The sequence below is a fragment of the Pseudovibrio sp. W74 genome (genome assembly GCF_001623085.1).
Lineage (GTDB): Bacteria > Pseudomonadota > Alphaproteobacteria > Rhizobiales > Stappiaceae > Pseudovibrio.
The window spans coordinates 1-290 of the sequence record NZ_LMCJ01000051.1 but is presented as its reverse complement, the minus strand read 5'-3'; the positions used below and the strand labels follow the sequence as shown (position 1 = coordinate 290).

At 50.0% G+C, this 290-nt stretch carries 1 protein-coding gene; it reads right to left on the bottom strand.

All coding sequences use genetic code 11. The features are described from left to right. A partial coding sequence (locus PsW74_RS28975) for a hypothetical protein (protein ID WP_193777978.1) occupies positions 1–290 on the bottom strand: 290 nt, incomplete at both ends.

Here is a 290-nt window from a genome sequence, read left to right as displayed (position 1 = left end):
GTTTCTTCCGGATTGATCACATCCTCTTCAACATCAAACTGCGACGAGAAGTTTTCTGCATTAAGTTCGACAAAGCGCTCGCCCTTCGTCAGGCGTGTGAGCACAGCTTGCCCGATCTTCTTCCCATCATGCATGACATACTGGGAGAAGCCTTCTGCGCTCACACCTGATACTGACACTTCGTCTTTGTTGACCCCTGCGGTGAACTGAGGGGCCTTTTTGATCTGCAAGGCAAGCTCAACTGCTTTGCCTTCAAAAATCGGTGTTGTCTGCTTCACGGCAACAGCAAA